The organism is Methylocaldum gracile, from assembly GCF_053646815.1.
In genome coordinates this window covers 2,295,214-2,315,226 of sequence record NZ_CM132196.1, presented here as the reverse complement: position 1 = coordinate 2,315,226, position 20,013 = coordinate 2,295,214, and the positions used below count along the sequence as shown (strand labels likewise).

Below are 20,013 nucleotides of genomic sequence, written 5' to 3'. Positions count from 1 at the left end.
ATGCACGCATTTTGGGGAAAGAAAGACGGCTACTACTCAGGAAGAAAGCTGACTTAGAGGCGCTGCGGGCGGATGCGCCGAACTCTCAAGGCCACGGTAACGAATGCACACCGGCCGCCCCGTCCTCAAAATCTGCCCAGTCGCACGGTTCCCGAACTCCGGCCAGGCACTCACGTTGAACCCGATCGACCACCCGCTGCCGCGCCGCCGGATTGGCCGCGCGACCTCAAAAAACTTCCTGATTAGCGACGAAGTTCAGTACAGGCTCACATAGTGAGCCGCTAGGGTCCTTAGACTATGGGCATCTATCACAAGAGGGGTGTCCCATGCCTATGAACCGGGTGCAATTTCAAAAGGGTTTGTCGTTGGCCGAGTTTCTGACGCAATACGGCAGTGAAGCGCAGTGCGAAGCGGCACTGGAGGCCCTGCGCTGGCCGGACGGTTTCCGCTGTCCGGTCTGCGGCGGCGCGCGCCACACGGTGTTCGAACGGACCGGGCGGAAATACTGGCAATGCGGACACTGCCGGAGCCAAACGACGCTGATCGCCGGGACGATCTTCCAAGCGACCAAGCTGCCGCTGACCACCTGGTTTCTGGCCATGTATCTCCTGACCCAGGCCAAGAACAATGTCTCGGCACTGGAACTGATGCGCCATCTCGGGGTGTGTTATCGCACGGCATGGCTGGTGAAGCACAAGTTGATCCAGGTGATGGCGGAGCGGGAAACGGATCGGCAGCTGGCCGGGCGGGTCGAGATCGACGATGCCTACCTGGGCGGTGAGCGGCCGGGGAAACCGGGGCGTGGCTCCGAAAACAAGTCGGCCTTTGTGATGGCGGTACAAACCACGGACGACGGGCGTCCGTTGTTCCTGCGCGTCGATCCCCTGCCGTTCACGCAGCAGGCTATCGCGGACTGGGCCAAACGCGCCTTGGCCCCGTCGACCTACGCACTCACCGATGGCCTGAGCGGGTTTCGGAGGCTGCACCAGGTCGTCGCTTGCCATCATCGCCTGATCCTGGGCTCTGGGCGGCAGTCGGCGCAACATCCGGAGTTTCATTGGGTAAATACGATGTTGAGCAACCTGAAGACAGCCATTTCCGGCACCTATCACGCGTTCAAATTCGAGAAATACGCCCAGCGGTACCTGGCCGAGTTCCAATACCGCTTCAATCGGCGTTTCAATCTCAAAACCCTGCTTCAACGGCTGGCGCGCGCCGCGGCGTTCGCTAAGCCTCGACCCGAGTGGCAAATTCGCTTGGCTGAAGTTCATCGCTAATCAGGAAAAACTTTTGCGCAAAATTTGGGCAGCACGCCAAAATAAAAAAGGCCTGCATCGCTGCAAGCCTTTGATATTCCTGGTGGGCCGTGCTGGATTCGAACCAGCGACCACTGCATTAAAAGTCCATTGTCAGTGCGACGAAAAGCAACGCAAAGCAACTAAAAACAATGACTTAAAGAGGTGTCGGCAGCAATGAAGGTGCACAAAGTCGCTTTGCCGTTGACGCTTCGTTGACAGGGTTACATAAGTCAAACAACGAAAGCCTATACCTTTTCCGTGCTTTTCTGGCCGCTTCTTAGGCCGCTAGCTCGCAATACTCGACAACGGTTGAAGGCGTAGGAATAGGCAAACCGTCCTCTCGCAAACCGGCTAAGTGAAGTTCAATCGCTTCCCGGATATTTTGCTCGACCTCTTCGATGGTGGCTCCGGTCGTAACGCAACCCGGCAAATCGGGAACATAAGCCGAATAATTGCCCTCGGCTTGCTCGATGACTACGGCATAACGCATAGTGATTACCTCTTTAACTGAGCCTGTTTAAGTATGCTGTTCAGAGTGCCAGGCGCTAAATCATCGCTTGGCTTGCCGGGAACGGTAACGCGACCGGGTTTTGAATCATGCTTAAACTGGCGGTGACTGCCGCGTGTCGCAACTGGAAACCATCCATCCTCCGCCAGCAAACGTAAAACCTCTGAGACCTTCATCCTTAGATTCTACGATCTTGGCTTTGGTTTGCCCAACGAAAGGCCAAAGTGGCGAAACTGAACTAAGCTCAAAGTTACCGTGTTGTTGTCTCAGCCGATGCGCTTGCGCCCGATCCTACGGCAACACGGCACAAAACCCGGCCAGCACCCCGCAGCCGGTTTTTTTATTGACCGGTGTGCCACCGCTGGAAAAGAACGCTCCAAGCATGGGGAAAGCTAAACAACGAAATTCTGACCCCTCCCCGTCTCCGGCGTTTATGATTGCTGCCTGTTCGGAAGACCTCGGGCTTTTCGCTCAGGTTTGCGATAAAATCAACCCTATTAGTCGCGTCACTGCCCTTCTCGGCAGTGAAAACCCGGCCGGGAATCGGCGCCAGACGAGGGGAATATGGCCGCTAGAGTCCGCAACTTCGACCCAGCCAAGGCAATAGAAACAATCTTGTTTGTTGCCGAACGGCTCGAAGATCCGACCTTTCACACCGTCTCGAAAGTGCTCTACTTTGCAGACAAAGAACACCTGCAACGGTACGGCCGTTTAATTTGTGGCGACGACTACGTTGCCATGAAGCACGGTCCGGTGCCATCGAGAATCTACGACATGATGAAGTTCCCGGTTGGCCGCTCCGTCCTCCCTGAGCCGCAAGCGAACAGCGTAAACGAAGCATTTCTCGTCTATAACGCCTACTGCATCGGCCCGAAGCGTTCGGCCGACGAAGCAAGGCTAAGCCCCTCTGAAATCGAATGCCTGCTTGACAGCATCCGGCAATACGGAAATAAGAGCTTTGACGAACTCACCGAGCTGAGCCACGATCAAGCCTGGGACTCGGCCGACGAAAACGACCTGATTTCCGTCGAAGAAATCGCCCGAACGCTCCCCAACTCCGAAGAACTCCTCGAATACCTCCGGTCATAGGAACGGCCGGGAATGCCGAAGCTTGGCGACTTCTTTAACGACGAAGACCGCAAAGCGTCCGTCGAGCGCCAACTCCTCCCCGGCGCTGTCATCTACCTTGAAGTTGCTTTCCCTCAAATCACCAAGAACAAATTCCTCGTGTTCGTTGGCGAAGAAAACCCCGACGTTCTAACCTTCATCGTCAACAGCCAAACCAACCCGTTCATCCTGAACAAACCGCATCTCAACATCTGCCAAGTCACCTTAGACGCGGCCAGTCACCCCTTCCTAAAGCACGATTCCCATATTGCCTGTCATCAGGTTCTACGTCTCTCCAAAGCCGACGTTATCGCCGATCTGTCCGCCGACCTCAACCGGATCAAAGGAACGGTCTCCAAAGCCGTAAGAGAACAAATCGTTTCCGCCGTTAAATCCGCCAAAACGCTAGACCGCTATACTCAAAACGTCATCATCCAATCCCTGGCGATCGACGAGTGAAAGCGCTTTTGCTTTTGTTGCTAACCGTATCCTTCGGTCTCCGGGCCGAAGAACGCGCGGTCAACTACTGCAAAGATCCGCAAAAAGCGGCGGAATGGGAGAAGCACCTAACCGACACGCCCGAAGATCCGCTCATCATCAAGCTCTATGCCCTACGCGTCGGCCTCTGCAAAATGGTCGATGAAGGCAAAGTCGAACTGAAAGAAGCGATCCGGATCTGGGACATCGAACACGCGCGTAGCGTCAATGAGCGGCTGCTGGATGAAATGAAGCATAGCCGGAAAAGAACGCTTTGAACCATTGGGCATTAGCCAAACAACCAAAGCCTGACCCTTCTCCCGCGCGGAACATCAATGAGTGCCTACTGGATGAGATGCAGCGCGGACGGAAACGAATGCTTTAAGCATGGGGCATTAGTCAAACAACCAAAGTCTGACCCCTTCTTACAAGTCCTGGGAAAAAATTTGGCCCTGGCTGGCTAACCTCTTCCATCTTGTCGGCGCTCTTACAGCGATTACCCAGCCTTCTCTAGACTTCTTCTGGTCTCCTAAAGGTTAGAATCGGTTAGGTTTTAAATCGCAAAATCATCCGGCCAAAGGAAATAAGGGCCGAATTTCGGGCTCATCTTGAACTGTCCCCCGGCCTCCTTGCCCTTTGCGGTGAGGTATTGCTTGCCGTCTCGGGCTTCCAGATAACCGCCGGTGATTAACTTATCGACAAGCTCATTAGTCTTCATACCGAGTTTCTGAGCGAGCTTCGAGGTCGTCAGTTTGTCGAAATCGTTTTCTGCCTCCTGAGGAGTGTCCGATTCCTTGGAGACTTTTTCGAGAGAGATCCGGATTTCGTCACTGATCCGGATAATCCTCTGGACTTCCTCGTAGGCATCTCGATACAGGTCCGGGTCGTCGTTTCTGTGGATCAACACGCCCATTTCGTTGTTGTTGATCTGGCTGAACTCGTACAAATTGAGGCTTGTGACGATGCACATTTCCTCATTGAGATAGCATTTGGCGTGAAGGTTCTTGCAAAAGCTCGTCCGGATGTAGTTCAAGTCACGCAACCACGTGATTTCCTCGGGCTGCAGCTCGTTCTTGCCATAGATCACGCGAACATCGATTTTCAGGCGGTTCTTATCTTCCAATAGCTCTTTAATCCGGTCGTTGAGCTTTAGGAAGGGACTGATGAGGATGAGCCGATCTTTCGCGGTCTTGATGAGTTCTTCGAGAAAATAATTCGTAGCGCTGGTATTTAGGAATTTCGCCATTTCCTCTCCATTCTTATGTGGCTGGTTTCTAATTCCAGCCTGACCTCACATGAAGTCTAGTAAGTGAACCTACTTATTAGAATGTGGGGGGCGGGGGATTTGTTGTAAGCTTTGGCGGATTTTTTTGTCAGTTTAGGCTTACATGAGTTTTGAGAAAAAAAATTTAGCCTTGGCTGGCTAACCTGATCCCTCTTGTCAGCGCTCTTCCCGCAATTACCCAGCCCCTTTTAGATTTCTTCTGGTCTCCTCGATCTCCGGACTGATGTGTCCGGCTTCCGGCTGCGTGAGGCCGGTCACCAGCCAATACGCATACTGCGGCCAAAGTTTTCCTGCTGCTTCTATTTCGGGTGCGCCTGCTCGAACCTGACGGCGTTTGATGTTGCTCCATCTCATTCGGTCGATATTGCTGGCCTTCTCTAGGTCAGTTGGAGTCATACCGGAATGAGACATAAGCAAGATTAGCCGATCCTGCAAATCCATATAAAAAAGTCTAATGATGTGATTATTGCAATTGCTACTATCGCCTGTGATAATTGCAATCACACAAAGTTCAATGCTACTCGTAGCCACGCAAAGCGACTGTTGAAGAGGAAGCGTATGGAAGACGAACGTCTGGGTCAAGTCACCCCCTCGGTGCCGCCCCTGCAAATCCCGATCGCCTACATCACGAGGCAACGCTACGCCGAGCTTTCCGGCGTCCCGATCGGCATCGTCGACGCCTGGGTCGACCGGGGTCACCTCCCGTCCAAAGTCATCGGCAAGCACCGCCTGGTCAACGTCGCCCTGATGTGGGCGCAAGCCTTTCAAGCCGACAACTTCCTGTAACCGCACTGGGGGACACGATGAAAACCGCCAGCAAAAAAGCCATCGGCCAGACCGTCACCGTCAAAGTCAGCGCCATCCAGGAACTCTGCGACTACGCCCTCGCGTTCTACGAGCGCCAGCGCCCGAGGGGCGGCGACCTCGAACTCGCCGCCTACCAGGACGCCATGGGCCACCTCCACGCCCTGCAAAAACTCTTCATCGCCGACACCGCGATTGTCGAGCGGGTCAACGCCTACATCGACCGCCTGACCCGGCTGTTTCTGGGCGACTACTACCCGTCGGCGCTTCCTCCGGCTTCGAGCGGCCCCGAGGCGCTTCCCCCAACCGTTCTCGAAAGCGGTGCCGCTCAGGAGGCCGTGTCATGACGGTCTCCCTTTCCTTTTCGATTTCGGGCGATACGGGGCGGTCCCTCCCTCAACCCCCAACCCCCACCGCCCCGCCCACCGGATCGGCGCTCGTCGATCCGGCCTTTTCACCTCCGATAATCCACGTCGGGCGGTCCGCTGCTCTCTGCCGCGCCCAACCGGCCGGACCCCTCCCCCTGAGTCCGGCCTTATCCCCCGAAGGTCTCAGCGCGACCGAGCCCCACCCCGGCCCCACGTTTCCCCCGGTCCGGATCTACAAGCGCCGCGCCGTTCGCCGCCCGACCTGGTACTGGATCGTCTACATCGGCGACGCGGGCGAATTGCTGTGCGATGAACTGGGCCGCCCCCGCCGCTTCCGCTCCACCCGCACCGCCCGCGCGGCCGGAATCCGCGTGCTTCGCGACCGCCAGCGGACGAACGAAGAGGAGACCGCCTAATGTCCACCCTCACCGCGACCGGCCTCCGCCATCCCACCCATTGGACGGATCGCCTCCCGGCCAACCGCGCCCGCTCCGGAATCCCCTGGGGTGTCACGCCTCCCGATCCGGCCCCCACGCTCCCAAGCGCGGGCACGCGCCCCCCTGAGCTCAAGCGGTCCATCGACTCCGGCGAAGCCGCCCCAGGGGTTCCGCGCGCTGCCCTCGAAAGCCAGCGAACCGCCCCTCTCACTGCCAAGCCCCAAGGCGACGACAAAAAGCCGACGGCCTACCGCTGCGACCGCTGCGGCACGGTGGTCCGCTGGTCCTCCCGGCCCGGTCCAGAAGGCGGCTTAGGGTTTTGCGACTGCGGCGCCGATCCCTTGGCCTGGTATCCGGTCCGGCCCAAATTCCCCGAACCCGCGCCCGCCCGTTTGGCCTCCGTCCGCTACCGGCTCAAAGACGGCTCCGCCGGCTCCATCGTCGGCGCCTTTCCCGTCTCGGAACTCCTCGAAGATCTCCAGCGGATCTACGGCGACCGCCTGGCGTCCGTGGAACCGCGCCGGCCGGAACCCGATTCGCCATCCTCGCCCGATTTCAACGACGGCCTAGCCGCCCCCGTCACGGCTAGATCACCGGATAAACAAAGACGGCAACCGTAATCGAGAAACCACCATGCAACAAATCATGACCACCTTAGTCCTCGGCGCCAACCGCTACCGCATCGACGGCCAGCAGGGCGGCGCGATCTACCTTCTCCAACCGGGCGACGACGACGACCCCAACACCCTCGGGCTCGCCGTCCACAAACTCAAAATGCCCTACGACCTCTTCGACCAGCTGAAAGAGAAGCACGTCCCCGGCGTCTTCCAAGTCCTCATGGAAACCGCGCGCGGCGGCCAGGAAAGCGACAGCGAAACCGTCCTCAGCGTCAAGGGCGAAGGGACATTGAGCCTCGACGTCCTCCAAGCGCTCTTCAACGTCGGCCCGACCGCCAAGGCTTCGGCCAAGGTCCCCGACCAGCCGATGGAAGGCGCCACCATCGGCCTCGTCATCGGCGCCAGCCGCTACGAACTCGACAACGGCGCCAAGGGCGCCAACCTCGTCGTCGCCCAAAGAACCAGCGGCCGCAACGACAACCAACTCGGCTTCGAAATCATCCGCTTCGCGATGCCCTACGAACTGTTCGGCGTCCTCAAAGAGAAAGGCCTCCCCGGCGAATACAAGCTCCTCGTCTCCTTCCGGAGCAGCTCCAGGTTCAAGGCCCGGCTTCGGGTCGACGGCCTCGAAGGCGACAGCTACCTCGATAGGGACCGGCTGACGACCCTGTTCGGAATTCCGACCGGTTCGCCCACGAACAAAAGCGAACCGGCCTCTACCACGGCGGCCCTCGCCGCCGACAAACGCTAACCGGCCCCCGCATGGCGGTCGGTTCAACGCACACCGTCGTGGTGTGCACGATTGCGCAGACCCCGTGTCCTGAACCGAATCAGGCCACGGTGTCGGCCTACCTGGTTGACCCCTCGCAAGGCACTCAAATGGAACTGATGCTGGTCAACTCGGGCGTGGATTGGGCGGCCGTGGGAGAAATCTTCCTCGGCGGCCTGGCTCTCTGGGGGGTCGGCGCGGGCGTCGGCCTCGTGATTAACCAACTCCGAAAAATGAAGGTGTGACTATGAAATTCATGAATCTGAAAAAGTTCCTCGGTGCCGGCGTCGCGGCTGGCTTGGCGGTTGTATCCGGCGCGGCCTCGGCGGCTTTGGATACCACGGCGGTTGAAACCGCTATTACTGCGGCGTCCGGCACCGCGGAAACGGTTGGCGGCTACGTCGTCGCGGCGGTGGCGGCCCTGGTCGTCATCGGCCTTGTGATCGGCATCGTCAAGAAAATCTAAGGGGTCGGGCCATGCTCGAAGCGGTGTCTATTGCCATTGGCTTGGTGTGGGCGCTCTGCTTCGTCGCAGGGGTCCGCACTACGGCGATTTAAAGGGGGTCACGGTGCGCAACGTGACCCGCTTTTCCTTCTTCCTCCTTGTTCTTACTCTCCTTTCGCCCTGGGTCCGGGGCGAAATCAACATCACCATCGAATGCGACGCCACCGGGGTTAACTCGGACGGCTCGCCCTGCACCGAACCCCCGCCCGGCGAGAATGGCGGCTTGACCAACGGCGGCACCGGGGATGCGCCGATCGGCCAGAAAACGCCAAACCTTTTAGCCTGCAAGGACGGGGAGTGCACCCAAGTCCCGATCGGCTCCGGCGATCATAATACGCCCACGACGCCCGAAGGGTGGGATGGGCCGGATAGTCCGCCTTCGGTTACTTCTCCAGCGGTTCAATATTATTGGGGCCGTTTCGCGGGTGAGCATGCCGGGTCGACGCCTCAAGCGGCTGCAACACAGTTATGCGCGGGCGGTTCTCATTCTCAGACCGGCGGCGATGGTGTTACGACCTATACCTTTCAATGTACCTCGGGAATGTATAGCGGGTTTACCAACTCGGTGACTCGTCAATCTGAAACCGTCTGTCCTGCGGGATATACGGCGTCTGGCAATGATTGCGTCCTGAGCGACGCGGGCGCGGCTCAGTGGCCGTCCGATGGCAAGTGTGACGGGAAACGCGACGGCAATACCTGGATCGATCATCCGCGCGATCCCGATTGTCCGTCCAATGGCGGCGGGTCTGGTTCGTCGGTGCCCGCGGGGTTTTCCAAATCGGCGGGCAACGATCAGCTCACCGGCGCCGATAGCAGCGGGAAAAGCGTCTCCGCCAAGCAAAACGCGGACGGCTCGGTCACGGTCACGATCACGGCTCCCAACGCGGACGGTAAAACCTCCAGTCAAAAGACCATCCAGCTCGGGCCGCCGGGTGCCGACGGTCTGGCCCAAGTCACGGGCAAATCCGAGGGCAATATACCGGGCCAGGGCTCCTTAGCGGGTCAGGGTCCGCAGCAAGGCGGAACGATGGACTGTCCCGACTGCGCCAAGGAAGGCACCTTGAAGGCAATCAAGGACGAGCTCCAGAAAGCAAGCGGCAAGTCCGCATGGGTAAAGCCCAATAAGGACGCGCGGGACGAGATCGACAAAACCGAGGAGATCGACCAAGCGAAGGCCGATCTTCGGGCATTGCTCGATCAAATCAAGGCGGAAGCTTCGGGCCTCCTTACGGCGGGCATTTCGGGCGTTTCCTACAGCTGCACGCCGTCGACGGTTCCGGGGCTGAATGTCACGTTCGATCTGTGTTTGACGCCTTACCTCGACGAGCTCTCCATCATCGGGCTCGGGCTCCTGTTCCTGGCGTTTCTCATTGCCCTGTTCTGGGTGCTGTCATGATCGATCTGTTGAAACAGCTCTTCGATTCGGTGTCCAACTTCTTCACGGCGCTTTGGGATTGGCTCTGGGACGGGCTTTACGATCTGATCGTTTGGGCCTTTGCGGGTCTCGTCGAGTACCTGACTCTCGCCAGCATCGAATTCGCCATTTGGGCGGTCGGCTTTGCCTGGGATGTGGCTAAGCAAATCCTCCAGGATCTCAACTTTTCCTCTTATCTCGCGTCGGCCTGGTCGGCGCTGCCGCCCGAGGCGTCGGGAATCCTAACGTTGCTGAAGATTCCCGAAGTTCTAACCATTTTGGCGTCCGCGGTGGTGACCAAATATGTGCTCCGGTTTATCCCGTTTGTGTGAGCGGTTCGATCTTGATTGGATCGCCGCGTGCTGTTTGCTGGCGATCGCCGGCATCATCGGCTTTTGCATCGGCTATGCCGTGTGCATCTTCGAGGCGATGGAGGCCTTAAAAGCCCTATGAGCATCAAGATCCACCACGGGCCGCCCGGCTCCTATAAGACCTCCGGCGCGGTCATGGACGACTTTATTCCGGCGTGTAAAGCGGGCCGGGTCGTCATCACCAACGTGCGGGGGCTCGACAGCCGCGAGCGGATCGAGGACGCGCTCGGCGATCTGCCCGACACGTTCGAGCTCCTGCATCTCCCGACCACCGAGCACGCCGAGGCCGAGGCGAATCTGAAGCGGCTCGCCACCTTCTGGCATTGGGCGCCGCACGGCGCCTTCCTGATTCTCGACGAAGCGCAACGGATCTGGCCCAAGGAGTGGAAAGGGAAGGATCTGGACGCCTTGGCGTTTCCCGGGGGTCTCGAAGCCGCCAACGCGGAAAACCGTCCGTTTTCCTTCCAGGATGCCTTCGACATGCACCGGCACTACGGCTGGGACATCGTCCTGACGACGCCCAAGATCTCGAAGATCCACGATTGGATTCGGGGCGCGTCGGAAGGGGCCTACAAGCACAAGAACCAGGCGCTGGTCGGCATCAAGGGGCGTTATCTCGAAGCGTTCCACATGGCCGAGGACAACGGGACAGCGACCAGCGATTTCATCTCCGTTCGGATGCGGAAAATCAAACCCGAGGTGTGGAAACTCTATGACAGCACGGCCACCGGCACCGTTAGCGATACGAAAGCGGGGCTTTCCCTCCTTAAGAACCCTCGGCTTCTCCTTTTATTGGCAATATTGGCCGGTTGTCTGGGGTTTATTGCTTCTCGCGATCGACCTGCTATCTTCGGCGGGCCTCGGCCTGGGGCGGCTGCTCCGTCCTCTGGCTCAGGGTCTGGGGCGTCTCCTGCTTCTTCTCCTTCGTTACCTCCTCCTGCGGGCTCTGGTGCTCCTGGTGGTGGTGTGGGGCGTCGCCAAGGTCATTTAGACGATCCTTTGACCGGGTACGCGCTCCGCGTCGTGGCGAGCTTTGCCGATCCGGAGGCCTCCGGGGTCTTGGTCGAGGCGGAAAGCGACACCGAACGGGTCGTCTACTACGACCGCGACCTTCGGACCCTCGGCTATCACGTGAGGATCGTCCGCGACTGTCTGGTGAAGCTGACCTACCAGGGCCAAAGCCGGTTCGTCACCTGCCGGCGGGTCAAGGACACCCGCCGCGCGCCGTCGGCGCTGACGCCGTGAGGAGGTACGACGAGCGGCGCAGGCGCCGCGGCGCGGCGGTCGGGGACGTTCTTGTAACACGTCTATGAACCGGTATCGGCAAGGCGCAAAAGGACCGCAATAAGGTAGCAATACCGAAAGAACCAAGACCAGAACGGTTTTGGATGGGTTTTTTGTTTTATTGAAAAAGAAAAGGGGGTTCACGATGGCCGCATTGCATCGCTGGGAACGGTATTCCTTAGGGTCGTTGGAACAAGGGACGGCCGAAGATCCGAAGGGGCGGATCTTCGCAACGCCCAAGGAACTGAAGGATTTAAGCCGGATAAGGCTGTGCGGAAGCTCGGTCGACACCGTCCGCCAGCTCTACCACGGCCGACTCAAGGCCGACCGGCTCGAAGCGATCCAACACGCGATCGACGACCAATCCTTCGAGATCCGCTACCCGGCCTATGGCACCTTTCGCGTCGCGAAGCTCGGCAAAGGCGCGGGAGCGGGCTACCGTTACAAGCTCCAGAACAACGAAGAGGGCCTCGTCATCCTGTTGGCCCACTTCTACAGCAAGGAGGATCGGCCGGGGACCCACCTCAAGATCGAATTGTCCCCGCACTTCATCGGCCAGCGCGGCGTTCAAGAAATCCAAAGCCGCCTGGACCAGTTCGCGGGGTTTTTCCTCGCCGAATCCCGCCCGGTCGGGGTGGCGGTGCATCTCGCCCTGGACGTTCAGAACTGGCGCGTCCCGCTGGACTTCGAAACCCGCTTCGTGACCCATGCGCGAGTCCAGCGCCGCTATGACGGCGTGGCCGATTGGGAACTGGAGGACCTCGCGACGGTGGCGATGAAGTACGGCAAGAAAGAAGTCGAAACCCTCATGTACGGCAAGGCCAACAGCCTTCAAACCGTAGTCTACGACAAAAGCAAGGAGATCAAGGTCACCGACAAGGTCGACTATTTCCACGACTATTGGAAGTCCTACACCTTCGGCGACTTCGAGCCCGAGAAACCCGTTTGGCGAATCGAGATGCGGTTTCACCACAGCATCGTCCAGGAAATCGGCCACGGCCTCGGCGAAGCCTTGAACAGCTTTAAGGACCTGGCCCCCCATCTGACCGACCTCTGGCGCTACGCCATGACCCGGAACCGGCTGATGATGAGCCCGACCTATCTCGATCCCTATTGGCAGCTCTTCACCGAAGACGCCGAATTCATCCACCCGGCCAATGGGCTGTGGCTGCGCCGAAAAAAAAAGCGGGATGTCTCGGCGGTCGGCAAGAACCTCTCCCTGATCGTCGGCAACCTCATTACGCTCGCGGCGCGTAAGCATCAAACGGTTCGGGAGGTCATGAAAAACCTGAAGCGCCTCGACTGCTTCGACGATCTCCTCAGCTACTACCGAAGTCGAAACCTCACCGAAGCCGATCTCCGGGAACAAATCGAAAAGGGCCTGGCCCTTCGAAGGCTGATCGGCAAGGCGGCTTAACGCGCCATCCCCATGGCCATCAAAAAAACCGAGGCCGGCTGGCAGGTCGATATCCAGCCCGGCGGAAGGGGCGGGAAACGCTTTCGCAAAAGTTTTACCACCAAGCTCGAAGCTAAGCAGTGGGAAAACTGGATTAAGGCGAAAATCCTCAAGAATCCCGATTGGCAGCCCGAGCGTAAGGATTCCCGCACGTTATTGGAATTGGCTCAGCTTTGGGAAAGGCTGCACGGATGCAATCTGAAATCCCGCAACTATCCGCGTTTAAAGCGCCTTTGCGAAACCATGGGAAATCCGATTGCTGCCGACTTAACGCCCGAGTCCTTTTCCGAATATCGGGAAAAACGGCTAGCGATTGGCATTAGTCCCAATACAATCAACCGCGAGCATGCAACGCTTCGTAGCGTTTTCAACGAACTCAAGCGCTTAGGTCATTGGACGAAGCCGAACCCGGTTCGATCGATTCGCCGTTTCAAAATCGACGACAAAGAGCTTGCCTTTCTAACGGGTGCGCAGATAGACGAATTACTAAATGCTCTTCGAGGATCACACAGTGAAGATGTTTACCTCGTTGCCCTGGTTTGTTTGGCTACTGGCGCTCGATGGGGTGAGGCTGTCGGCCTTCGGTTCAGTCAGATACGCCACGGAAAGCTGCATTTCTCGGGAACCAAGAGCGGCAAAAATCGATCCGTTCCGATCGATGAACGTCTTGAAAAGCTTCTGCTGGCGCATTGGGCTAAGAAAGGCAAGCGTACCGATGGACGTCTTTTCGGATCTTGCATGTCCGCGTTTCGTCGTGCACTGGGGAAAACCTCGATTTCTCTTCCGCCTCGTCAGGCAACGCACGTGCTACGGCATACGTTCGCAAGTCACTTCATGATGAACGGGGGAAACATTCTTGCGCTTCAGCGCATTCTTGGCCACGCCAACCTAACCATGACCATGCGCTATGCGCATCTTGCGCCGGATCACCTGGAAGAAGCGAGAAAGCTTAACCCGGTATCGGCGTTGACACTTGGTTGACACCGGGCAAGCCCAAAATAAAAAAGGCCTACGCAGCAACTACGTAAGCCCTTGATATTCCTGGTGGGCCGTGCTGGATTCGAACCAGCGACCACTGCATTAAAAGTGCAATGCTCTACCGACTGAGCTAACGGCCCAAAGAAGCGGAAATTATAATGACTGATTTCTTGTTCTTCAAGTCCATTACAAATGCTCTTTGCAATCCGCGACGGATCGAAGATCGGAATGAGCATTCATAATCTCTGGGCTTCCGTGTGCCTTCGATGGAAGGGATAATCACGGCTTCTCCCGCTTGCACCGCCGGCCCCACTCTGTCTCACTGTCTTTCCAGATATCCATGGCGCGCCTGAAATCCCCGCGCGCGTAACATTGCGTTATCCTAACCTGCCTGACAATTACTAAATCTACCAAACTATCGGCTATCGACCGGTCTTTTCCGGTCGTCGCATGAATCAATGTGGTGATCTGCGATTACCGCCATTACCGAAACTGCGCCGAGCTATGAGATTCACAAAAAGTCTTTTCAATACGCTGCTTTTATCCTTTTTTCTTTTCGCCCTGAGCGGATGTGTTTATTTCCGGCTGCTGGAAGCAAAAAATCAACTGGCCGACTTCGAACGGAATTTCCGGGTTCAGGTGACCGATGACTATTTTCACCTTGATTTCTTGCACCCGGTGCTATTGAGCGAGGATTTCCGCTATCTAACCAAACTCCATCCCAGCCGAATCGAAAAATTGCCACTGGGGTACCGGTGGTACCTGGATTTCCACCAAATGGATAGCCCTGCTCAGCCGGGAAAAACCATCGTTTTCCGCATGACGTTCAACGGGAAAGACAAACTCTCCGGCTGGGATTTCTCGCCGGTTTTTCTGGAAATGGCCCCCGCGACGTTTCTTGAGGCATCGATCAGGTCTCTCGGCAAAGGCAAGGTTGACGAGGGTCGTCGACAGTTGAAGGTCGATGCGGAAGACCTGCCGAGGGTTTCGGCAGCCCCTCCAAACCGGCGAAAAATTTTGGAAGTGTTGGGCCACCCGGCGGAAGAATCGCTGAAGGACGGTATGACGCTCTATGTTTACCGATTCAAGGCCGACGCCGTTCCGCTGGGTGAAGAAGGCGAAAATAGGCGGATTGCCGTAGCCAGACTTTATTTCAATCCGGTTACGGACGAATTGGTAAGAATGTCCAGCCGCTTTGTAGGCTTGAAGATCGCCATCGATTACCGAAAGCTCATCCAACTGAGCGGTCCCGGTTGAGATTTGTCGGTAAGAATCACCAGGGAACCTTCAACCTGTCTCACGGTCATTACAGTAAATACCAAGTGTTTTACTTGGTTTTTTAAGTTAAGACCGGAGGTTGTTATGGCCGTATTAGAAGCTACGACGTTAGTACTGGCACTTGGAACGATGTTCGGTATTTTGATTTCTCGCTTCAAGTAATTCAGTAGACCGTCAAAACGCGGCCGGTGTAGGTGTTTACGCTCTTGACGAATAAATGCATCGGCCGCGTCATTGATGAATTCCCGAGCCGCCTGTTTTCGCCCATTGGACCAAGACGGCGGCGTTTTTTTTCGGCTCTATTCGGTCCGGCGATCTACCTGCTGTGAGCCCCGGACCACGAATCATTAGCTCTTTTTTAACCGCACGATGCCCATCAGCCTCAAACCCAAGCGTTCGTAGAAGGGTTCGCTGATGCCTTTACGAATCTTGCGGATGAAATACTTCTCGAATGCGATCTTGGCCAAGTGTACCCAGCGCCCCTTGCTGGCCCAGGTGACGTTGCGCGGCGGAATCTGGGGACGGGCGATGAAGGCCACGCCGGTATCGCCGAGATCGGCCAGGCACAGGGCATTCCAGGTCGCCTTATGCGAGGGCTCCTTGCCGTCCAGCTGCTCGCGGATATTGTGCGCGGTAGCGGTCACCATGGATTCGATCATATAGCCGGTCTTGGGCGATCCCGTGGGTACGGGCGTGGCTTCCACCGGCGGAATGGCCACGCAGACGCCGACCGAGTAGATGTTCTTGAAAGTCGGGTTGCGCTGATACTCGTCGATTAGCACGAACCCCCTCGGATTCACCAGCCCTTCGATTCCGGCCACGGCATCGACGCCCTTGAAGGCGGGAATCATCATGGCGTGCTTGAACGGCAGCTCGTGCTTCTGCTTTTCCTGTCCCTTCTCGTCCACCTCAATCACATGCATCACGCCCTTCTCGATGCGGTCCACCTTGGCATTGGTGATGGCCTTGATGTGATGCTGGCGCAGTTCACCTTCCAAAAGACCCTTGGTGTCGCCCACGCCGCCCAAGCCGAGATGGCCGATATAGGGTTCGGAGGTAACGAAAGTGATCGGCACCCTGTCGCGAATCTCGCGCTTGCGGAGATCCGAATCGGCGATGAAGGCGTACTCGTAGGCCGGCCCGAAACAGGATGCACCCTGAACTGAACCGACGATGATCGGGCCCGGGTCCTTCACGAACTCGTCCCAGAATTCGCCGGCTTCGGCAGCGTGATCGACGTGGCAGACGGACTGCGTATGCCCGTGCGGACCGAATCCCGGCACTTCCTCGAACGCCAGCTTGGGCCCCGTGGCGATGACCAGGTAGTCGTAGTCGACATTGCTGCCGTCGGCCAGCTCGACCTGGTTTCGGTCGGGATGAACCCGAGTCACTTTCTGGTTGATGAAGTTAATCCCTTTTTTCTTGAGCATCGGCGCCAGTTCGACCTTGATGTCGTCCGGCTTTCGCCATTTGACGGCCACCCAAGGGTTCGACGGGACGAAGTGAAAAGTCGGGCTGTCCGAAATGACACAGACCTCGTCTTCTTTCCGGGCCAGGTGTTTCATTTCGAGAGCCATCGGAACGCCGCCTATGCCGGCGCCTAATATAACGATGCGGGCCATGATCAGCCTCCTCCGTTCTAGTTGTTAATCAGACTTTTGGTCGAACTACCTTGACGAACTACGCGACGCGCCGATCTCGCCGGCGTCCATATTGCATTCTGCCTCCAGCCACATCGCGTTGATGATGCCGAATGCGCAAGCGAAACCGACACCCAATATCCAAGCGAAATACCACATGTTTCTACCTCAATATAAAGAATGCTGATCCTTCAGCACTTTCTCCGGGGTAACGCTACCCCACAACACCCTATACACCCAGCGGGTATAAGCCAGAACGATGGGCAGGAAGATCACCGTGATCCAAAAGGCCAAAGCCAGGGTGAAATGGCTGGAACTCGCGTCCCAGATAGTCAGGCTGTGATTCGGATCGGTCGACGAAATCACGAGATACGGAAACAGCCCGAAGCCAAGCGATAGCAGCACCCCGGTGATGCCCAGCGAACTGAACAAAAAAGCTCCGACGGACGTGTGTTCCAGGGCCGAACGCCAAGCCAGGAGCAACCCCCCGAAACCGAGCGCGGGCGCGACTAGCATCCAGGGATGGGACATGAACTGACGCAGCCAGCCGGACGTCATGGCCACCGTCTTGTTGAGCGGGTTGGACGGGGCATCCGTACCCGGCATGGCTGTGATCTCCGGAAGATTCATCCCGAAGACAACCCATAGAGCCGCCAGGGTCACAGCGCCGATTACCACGGGCCCCAGGACCCGCACCACCGCCAGTGCTCGACGGTAGAGCACGCCTTCGGTGCGCCACTTGAGGTAAATCGCACCGTGAAAAAGGCTGATGAGCAGGCCGAGCACGCCGCAGAACAGCGCGAAGGGATTGAGCAGGGCGAAGAAGCTGCCGTCGTAATACGGCCGGAGATCGGCATCGAAATGGAACGGCACGCCCTGAACCAGATTTCCCACCAGAACGCCCAAGAGGATCGGCGGCACCGCTCCTCCGATAAACAGCCCCCAATCCCAGGCATTGCGCCAGGCGGGATTCTCCAGCTTGCTTCGATAATCGAACCCCGCCGGTCGGAAGAACAAGGCGAACAACACCAGCAGCATGGCCACGTACAGCCCCGAGAACAGAGTCGCATAGACCAACGGCCACACGGCGAACAAGGCACCTCCTAAAAGGACCAGCCACACCTGATTGCCTTCCCAGGTTCCACCGACGGTATTGATGACGGCCCGGCGTTCGAGGTCGTTGCGCCCGACAAACGGCAGGAGCGCGCAGATGCCGAAATCGAATCCGGAAGTCAGGACGAAGGCGATGATGACCACCCCGGTGAACAGCCACCAAATAATTCTTAGAGTCTCGTAATCGAACATGGTTTTTCTCCCGGTATTACGGCACTGAAGCCGCCGGATTCGTCTCGAAGTAATACTTCCCGGTATGCAGACTGCTCGGCCCCAGACGCACGTACTTGATCATGAGGAACATCTCGATGATCAGCAGAGCGGTATAGAAGAACACGAATCCGCCGATGCTGAACCAGAGCTGGTCGGAACTGATGTTGGACGCGGACAGATGGGTCGGCAGCACGCCCGAGATGGTCCAGGGCTGACGGCCGTATTCCGCCACGAACCAGCCGGCCTCCGAAGCGATCCACGGCAGCGGGATGCACCAGGTGGCGAGCCTGAGCAGCCATTTCTTTTGGTCGGCTACGCGCGTCGCGCAGAAATAGAAGGCCATGGCGAACACAAACAGCATGGTGAACCCGGCCGCGACCATCAGGCGGAAAGTCCAGAACAAGGGAGCCACCCGCGGAATCGTGTCGTTGGCCGCCTGTTGAATCATCTCCTCGGAAGCGCTGGCCGGATCGGCGGTGTACTTCTTCAGCAACAGGCCATACCCGAGGTCGGTGATGTGCTGGTCGAACAAAGTCTTGGTCGGCTCGCTCTTGTCCCCTGCCCGAATTTTCTGCAACTGACCGTAGGCGATCATGCCGCTTCGGATGCGCTTGGCGCTCTCGGCCCGGAGGTCCTTTAAGCCCTTGACATCCTCGTCGACGGAGCGCGTGGCGATGAGTCCCAGTACGTAGGGCACCTTGATGGCGAAATGGGTCTTTTCCGCTTCCTGGTCCGGGAATCCGATTATGGTGAAACTGGCCGGCGGCTCGTGGGTGTCCCATTCCGCTTCGATGGCCGCGAGCTTGATCTTCTGTACCTCGCCCGAGGTATAACCGCTTTCGTCGCCGAGAACGATCACCGACAGCACCGAAGCCAAACCGAACGCCGCCGCGATGGAGAACGAACGGCGGGCGAAGCCGAGATCGCGCCGCCGGATCAGGTACCAGGCGCTGATGCCCAGCACGAACATGGAACCGGTGACATACCCAGCGGCAACGGTATGCACGAACTTGACCTGCGCCACCGGATTGAAGAACACGTCCGCGAACGACGCCATCTCCATGCGCAGGGTCTCGTAGTTGAACGCGGACCCGACCGGGTACTGCATCCAGCCGTTGGCGATGAGAATCCACAAGGCCGAGAAACTGGTTCCGAAGGCGACCAGCCAGGTGACCGCCAGGTGCTGAACCTTGGTCAGTCTGTCCCAGCCGAAGAAAAACAGGCCCACCAAAGTGGATTCCAGGAAGAAGGCCATCCAGCCTTCGCTGGCGAGGATAGGGCCGAAGATGTCGCCGACGTAGTGGGAATAATAGGCCCAGTTGGTTCCGAACTGGAATTCCAGGGTGATGCCGGTGGTCACGCCCATCGCGAAGTTGATGGCGAACAGCTTGCCCCAAAACTTCGTCATGTCTTTATAGACTACCTTCCCGGTCATCACGTACACCGACTCCATGATGGCCAGAATGAAGGCCAGCCCCAGGGTCAGGGGCACGAACAGAAAGTGATACATGGCCGTGAGGCCGAATTGCAGCCTCGACAGGTTGACGATTTCTTCACCGGATATCATTTGATGCTCTCCTGGCGGACAAGAGGCGTGCGGTCTGATGAAAACAGATCCGCGACGGCGGGTTTCGGGACGTTTGGATCATGCCGGAAGAACGCGAACCACAAGACACTCAGCAGGACAATCTTGAGGACCAGAGCCAAGGCAATTTCCCACCGGAAATGGTCGCGTCCCTTTGAGAAATCTGAAGTGACGTTATTCATATCGAGTTTCCGGATGTTATTAATTCGTGGGCCACGGCGCTGCGTTACCCATTGTTATCCGGTCTCACGAAAGAAAAAGCCGTCCCTGGCCAGGGGGGAAACGCCGTTCTTTAGGGTTGGTCCCGCATGCTCGCTGATGACGGCGGATGCAGCCCGTCATCGTTTCCGGAGGGATTAGCCCTATATCACAGTTTGCTAATGTATTAACAAGCTCCGTGCCAAGCCGTATAACCCTTCCCTAGCAGGCCAGGAATCGGCTGCACCGCGATTTCGACGTTTCACCTGAAACGGCATTGAAACGGCGCGGTATATCCTGAAACAAAA

Annotated in this window: 26 protein-coding genes and 1 tRNA gene; 17 read left to right on the top strand and 10 right to left on the bottom strand. The window is 57.6% G+C overall.

The genetic code is table 11. The features are described 5' to 3' along the window. Positions 1–326: 326 nt before the first annotated feature. Positions 327–1,277: an IS1595 family transposase gene (locus ACWJJK_RS10245; protein WP_434112355.1), complete on the top strand. Its 951-nt coding sequence runs from the start codon at positions 327–329 to the stop codon at positions 1,275–1,277. Between the two features lie 298 nt (positions 1,278–1,575). On the opposite strand, the gene ACWJJK_RS10240 is transcribed toward ACWJJK_RS10245, so the two are convergent. Both ACWJJK_RS10240 and ACWJJK_RS10235 read right to left on the bottom strand, forming a co-directional pair. Further along, on the bottom strand, positions 1,576–1,788 hold the full coding sequence (locus ACWJJK_RS10240; protein ID WP_454128963.1) for a type II toxin-antitoxin system HicB family antitoxin: 213 nt from the start codon (positions 1,786–1,788) through the stop codon (positions 1,576–1,578). A gap of 5 nt (positions 1,789–1,793) precedes the next feature. Further along, complete coding sequence (locus tag ACWJJK_RS10235; protein ID WP_454128961.1) at positions 1,794–1,982, bottom strand: type II toxin-antitoxin system HicA family toxin; 189 nt, start codon at positions 1,980–1,982, stop codon at positions 1,794–1,796. 388 nt (positions 1,983–2,370) lie between these two features. Between ACWJJK_RS10235 and ACWJJK_RS10230 the strand changes: the two genes are divergently transcribed. From ACWJJK_RS10230 to ACWJJK_RS10220, 3 genes are read left to right on the top strand one after another with little or no spacing between them, the layout of a single operon-like run. Continuing rightward, entirely contained in the window at positions 2,371–2,895 is a 525-nt protein-coding gene (locus tag ACWJJK_RS10230) for a Panacea domain-containing protein (protein WP_454128960.1), read from the top strand. A 12-nt stretch (positions 2,896–2,907) separates the two neighbouring features. Beyond that, positions 2,908–3,372, top strand: coding sequence for a hypothetical protein (locus ACWJJK_RS10225; protein ID WP_454128958.1), 465 nt, complete (start codon positions 2,908–2,910; stop codon positions 3,370–3,372). Further along, positions 3,369–3,668 carry a hypothetical protein gene (locus tag ACWJJK_RS10220; RefSeq protein ID WP_454128957.1) on the top strand — a complete coding sequence of 100 codons (300 nt, stop codon included), beginning with the start codon at positions 3,369–3,371 and terminating at the stop codon, positions 3,666–3,668. Before ACWJJK_RS10225 ends, ACWJJK_RS10220 begins: the two co-directional genes overlap by 4 nt. 275 nt (positions 3,669–3,943) lie before the next feature. Here the strand turns inward: ACWJJK_RS10220 and ACWJJK_RS10215 are convergent, their stop codons facing one another. Then, complete coding sequence (locus tag ACWJJK_RS10215) at positions 3,944–4,636, bottom strand: phospholipase D family protein (protein ID WP_454128956.1); 693 nt, start codon at positions 4,634–4,636, stop codon at positions 3,944–3,946. A gap of 213 nt (positions 4,637–4,849) precedes the next feature. Next, a complete protein-coding gene (locus ACWJJK_RS10210) occupies positions 4,850–5,179 on the bottom strand; it encodes a DNA-binding protein (protein WP_454128955.1) in 330 nt (109 codons plus the stop codon). A gap of 54 nt (positions 5,180–5,233) precedes the next feature. Here ACWJJK_RS10210 and ACWJJK_RS10205 point away from each other — a divergent pair, with 54 nt between their 5' ends. The 12 genes from ACWJJK_RS10205 to ACWJJK_RS10150 all read left to right on the top strand — a co-directional run bounded on the left by ACWJJK_RS10205 (position 5,234) and on the right by ACWJJK_RS10150 (position 13,681). Next, positions 5,234–5,461, top strand: coding sequence for a hypothetical protein (locus tag ACWJJK_RS10205; protein WP_454128954.1), 228 nt, complete (start codon positions 5,234–5,236; stop codon positions 5,459–5,461). 17 nt (positions 5,462–5,478) lie between these two features. Next, positions 5,479–5,826, top strand: a complete 348-nt coding sequence (locus ACWJJK_RS10200) for a hypothetical protein (RefSeq protein WP_454128953.1) — start codon at positions 5,479–5,481, stop codon at positions 5,824–5,826. Then, entirely contained in the window at positions 5,823–6,263 is a 441-nt protein-coding gene (locus ACWJJK_RS10195; protein ID WP_454128952.1) for a hypothetical protein, read from the top strand. The genes ACWJJK_RS10200 and ACWJJK_RS10195 overlap by 4 nt, the downstream gene beginning before the upstream one ends. Beyond that, positions 6,263–6,904, top strand: a complete 642-nt coding sequence (locus ACWJJK_RS10190; protein ID WP_454128951.1) for a hypothetical protein — start codon at positions 6,263–6,265, stop codon at positions 6,902–6,904. Before ACWJJK_RS10195 ends, ACWJJK_RS10190 begins: the two co-directional genes overlap by 1 nt. A gap of 13 nt (positions 6,905–6,917) precedes the next feature. Further along, on the top strand, positions 6,918–7,652 hold the full coding sequence (locus ACWJJK_RS10185) for a hypothetical protein (RefSeq protein WP_454128950.1): 735 nt from the start codon (positions 6,918–6,920) through the stop codon (positions 7,650–7,652). A 38-nt stretch (positions 7,653–7,690) separates the two neighbouring features. Further along, a complete protein-coding gene (locus tag ACWJJK_RS10180) occupies positions 7,691–7,915 on the top strand; it encodes a hypothetical protein (RefSeq protein ID WP_454128948.1) in 225 nt (74 codons plus the stop codon). A gap of 2 nt (positions 7,916–7,917) precedes the next feature. Beyond that, entirely contained in the window at positions 7,918–8,136 is a 219-nt protein-coding gene (locus ACWJJK_RS10175; protein WP_454128947.1) for a major capsid protein, read from the top strand. Between the two features lie 103 nt (positions 8,137–8,239). Then, positions 8,240–9,571 carry a hypothetical protein gene (locus ACWJJK_RS10170; RefSeq protein WP_454128946.1) on the top strand — a complete coding sequence of 444 codons (1,332 nt, stop codon included), beginning with the start codon at positions 8,240–8,242 and terminating at the stop codon, positions 9,569–9,571. Beyond that, complete coding sequence (locus ACWJJK_RS10165) at positions 9,568–9,921, top strand: DUF2523 family protein (protein ID WP_454128945.1); 354 nt, start codon at positions 9,568–9,570, stop codon at positions 9,919–9,921. Before ACWJJK_RS10170 ends, ACWJJK_RS10165 begins: the two co-directional genes overlap by 4 nt. A 117-nt stretch (positions 9,922–10,038) precedes the next feature. Further along, positions 10,039–11,205, top strand: a complete 1,167-nt coding sequence (locus tag ACWJJK_RS10160; protein WP_454128944.1) for a zonular occludens toxin family protein — start codon at positions 10,039–10,041, stop codon at positions 11,203–11,205. A 184-nt stretch (positions 11,206–11,389) separates the two neighbouring features. Further along, the gene (locus tag ACWJJK_RS10155; RefSeq protein ID WP_454128943.1) at positions 11,390–12,661 is read left to right on the top strand and encodes a hypothetical protein; all 1,272 of its coding nucleotides are present in this window, start codon (positions 11,390–11,392) and stop codon (positions 12,659–12,661) included. A 12-nt stretch (positions 12,662–12,673) separates the two neighbouring features. Further along, positions 12,674–13,681 (top strand): phage integrase, encoded by a 1,008-nt coding sequence (locus ACWJJK_RS10150; RefSeq protein ID WP_454128942.1) that lies wholly within the window; start codon positions 12,674–12,676, stop codon positions 13,679–13,681. 61 nt (positions 13,682–13,742) lie between these two features. On the opposite strand, the gene ACWJJK_RS10145 is transcribed toward ACWJJK_RS10150, so the two are convergent. After that, positions 13,743–13,818, bottom strand: a tRNA-Lys gene (locus ACWJJK_RS10145). A 364-nt stretch (positions 13,819–14,182) separates the two neighbouring features. Between ACWJJK_RS10145 and ACWJJK_RS10140 the strand changes: the two genes are divergently transcribed. Continuing rightward, complete coding sequence (locus ACWJJK_RS10140) at positions 14,183–14,935, top strand: hypothetical protein (RefSeq protein ID WP_077731843.1); 753 nt, start codon at positions 14,183–14,185, stop codon at positions 14,933–14,935. Between the two features lie 368 nt (positions 14,936–15,303). On the opposite strand, the gene ACWJJK_RS10135 is transcribed toward ACWJJK_RS10140, so the two are convergent. The 5 genes from ACWJJK_RS10135 to cydP are packed head-to-tail and all read right to left on the bottom strand — an operon-like array spanning position 15,304 to position 19,689. Continuing rightward, the gene (locus ACWJJK_RS10135) at positions 15,304–16,578 is read right to left on the bottom strand and encodes an NAD(P)/FAD-dependent oxidoreductase (RefSeq protein ID WP_077731844.1); all 1,275 of its coding nucleotides are present in this window, start codon (positions 16,576–16,578) and stop codon (positions 15,304–15,306) included. 45 nt (positions 16,579–16,623) lie between these two features. Continuing rightward, positions 16,624–16,755, bottom strand: coding sequence for a cytochrome bd-I oxidase subunit CydX (gene cydX / locus ACWJJK_RS10130; RefSeq protein WP_156881290.1), 132 nt, complete (start codon positions 16,753–16,755; stop codon positions 16,624–16,626). Positions 16,756–16,764: 9 nt separating this feature from the next. Then, positions 16,765–17,901, bottom strand: a complete 1,137-nt coding sequence (gene cydB / locus ACWJJK_RS10125) for a cytochrome d ubiquinol oxidase subunit II (protein WP_077731846.1) — start codon at positions 17,899–17,901, stop codon at positions 16,765–16,767. A 16-nt stretch (positions 17,902–17,917) separates the two neighbouring features. Beyond that, positions 17,918–19,486 carry a cytochrome ubiquinol oxidase subunit I gene (locus ACWJJK_RS10120; protein ID WP_077731891.1) on the bottom strand — a complete coding sequence of 523 codons (1,569 nt, stop codon included), beginning with the start codon at positions 19,484–19,486 and terminating at the stop codon, positions 17,918–17,920. Beyond that, complete coding sequence (gene cydP, locus ACWJJK_RS10115) at positions 19,486–19,689, bottom strand: cytochrome oxidase putative small subunit CydP (protein ID WP_077731847.1); 204 nt, start codon at positions 19,687–19,689, stop codon at positions 19,486–19,488. The genes ACWJJK_RS10120 and cydP overlap by 1 nt, the downstream gene beginning before the upstream one ends. Positions 19,690–20,013: the final 324 nt, after the last annotated feature.

Coding starts and splice junctions, on each gene's coding strand:
- ACWJJK_RS10245 (WP_434112355.1), top strand. CDS start 327: ATGCCTATGAACCGGGTGCAATTTCAAAAGGGTTTGTCGTTGGCCGAG.
- ACWJJK_RS10240 (WP_454128963.1), bottom strand. CDS start 1,788: ATGCGTTATGCCGTAGTCATCGAGCAAGCCGAGGGCAATTATTCGGCT.
- ACWJJK_RS10235 (WP_454128961.1), bottom strand. CDS start 1,982: ATGAAGGTCTCAGAGGTTTTACGTTTGCTGGCGGAGGATGGATGGTTT.
- ACWJJK_RS10230 (WP_454128960.1), top strand. CDS start 2,371: ATGGCCGCTAGAGTCCGCAACTTCGACCCAGCCAAGGCAATAGAAACA.
- ACWJJK_RS10225 (WP_454128958.1), top strand. CDS start 2,908: ATGCCGAAGCTTGGCGACTTCTTTAACGACGAAGACCGCAAAGCGTCC.
- ACWJJK_RS10215 (WP_454128956.1), bottom strand. CDS start 4,636: ATGGCGAAATTCCTAAATACCAGCGCTACGAATTATTTTCTCGAAGAA.
- ACWJJK_RS10205 (WP_454128954.1), top strand. CDS start 5,234: ATGGAAGACGAACGTCTGGGTCAAGTCACCCCCTCGGTGCCGCCCCTG.
- ACWJJK_RS10200 (WP_454128953.1), top strand. CDS start 5,479: ATGAAAACCGCCAGCAAAAAAGCCATCGGCCAGACCGTCACCGTCAAA.
- ACWJJK_RS10195 (WP_454128952.1), top strand. CDS start 5,823: ATGACGGTCTCCCTTTCCTTTTCGATTTCGGGCGATACGGGGCGGTCC.
- ACWJJK_RS10190 (WP_454128951.1), top strand. CDS start 6,263: ATGTCCACCCTCACCGCGACCGGCCTCCGCCATCCCACCCATTGGACG.
- ACWJJK_RS10185 (WP_454128950.1), top strand. CDS start 6,918: ATGCAACAAATCATGACCACCTTAGTCCTCGGCGCCAACCGCTACCGC.
- ACWJJK_RS10175 (WP_454128947.1), top strand. CDS start 7,918: ATGAAATTCATGAATCTGAAAAAGTTCCTCGGTGCCGGCGTCGCGGCT.
- ACWJJK_RS10165 (WP_454128945.1), top strand. CDS start 9,568: ATGATCGATCTGTTGAAACAGCTCTTCGATTCGGTGTCCAACTTCTTC.
- ACWJJK_RS10160 (WP_454128944.1), top strand. CDS start 10,039: ATGAGCATCAAGATCCACCACGGGCCGCCCGGCTCCTATAAGACCTCC.
- ACWJJK_RS10155 (WP_454128943.1), top strand. CDS start 11,390: ATGGCCGCATTGCATCGCTGGGAACGGTATTCCTTAGGGTCGTTGGAA.
- ACWJJK_RS10150 (WP_454128942.1), top strand. CDS start 12,674: ATGGCCATCAAAAAAACCGAGGCCGGCTGGCAGGTCGATATCCAGCCC.
- ACWJJK_RS10140 (WP_077731843.1), top strand. CDS start 14,183: ATGAGATTCACAAAAAGTCTTTTCAATACGCTGCTTTTATCCTTTTTT.
- ACWJJK_RS10135 (WP_077731844.1), bottom strand. CDS start 16,578: ATGGCCCGCATCGTTATATTAGGCGCCGGCATAGGCGGCGTTCCGATG.
- cydX (WP_156881290.1), bottom strand. CDS start 16,755: ATGTGGTATTTCGCTTGGATATTGGGTGTCGGTTTCGCTTGCGCATTC.
- cydB (WP_077731846.1), bottom strand. CDS start 17,901: ATGTTCGATTACGAGACTCTAAGAATTATTTGGTGGCTGTTCACCGGG.
- cydP (WP_077731847.1), bottom strand. CDS start 19,689: ATGAATAACGTCACTTCAGATTTCTCAAAGGGACGCGACCATTTCCGG.